Raw genomic sequence first — 676 nt, 5'->3', positions numbered from 1 at the left:
TTTTGCCCTCTATTATAAGAATCGCCCAAATTAATGTCAATATTCAAGAAATAAAAGTAGCTTTTGAAAGGATTTTCGATTTAACGAATACAAAAGAAGAAACACTAGATGAGGAATCGCAAGATAAAATAGCATTTAAATCTTTCCGAATGGAAAATGTATGTTTTCGATTTAATGGTCGCCCCATTCTTTATGATAAGATGAAGCTTGAAATTAATAAAGGTGAGTTAATTGGAATAATTGGAGAAAGTGGAATGGGAAAAAGTACGTTAACGGAAATTATACAAGGATTCTATACCCCATATGAAGGTAACTTCTATATCAATGATAAATTATACTCAAGTTTACAATTGTCTTCGTGGAGAAAATGCTACGCCACAGTACCCCAGGAAATTAAAATATTTAATGGGAACATCTATTTCAACATTGTATTAAATAGACCTTGCACCGAAAAAGAGTTCCAAAAATTTTGTAACAACTACGGTTTTGATATACTTTTTCAAAAATGGTCAATAAACTATTTGACCTTAATTGGAGAAGAGGGACAAAAGCTTTCAGGTGGGCAAAAACAAATACTCGGATTAGCGAGAGCTCTTTATAAAAACCCACAACTACTATTATTAGACGAGTCTACATCGGCTTTAGATAAATATACGGAATCATTTATTTTAAAACT

General features: G+C 31.5%; 1 protein-coding gene. It reads left to right on the top strand.

Features of this window, described 5'->3' with window-relative positions:
- The coding region (locus B2X73_RS05195) for an ABC transporter ATP-binding protein (RefSeq protein WP_291095909.1) at positions 1-676 on the top strand (676 nt) is incomplete at both ends.

Origin of the sequence: Empedobacter sp. UBA7252, from assembly GCF_002472765.1 — a bacterium.
GTDB lineage: Bacteria > Bacteroidota > Bacteroidia > Flavobacteriales > Weeksellaceae > Empedobacter > Empedobacter falsenii_B.
Note: the sequence above shows the minus strand (reverse complement) of the source record. Positions and strands in the feature narration are given on the sequence as shown.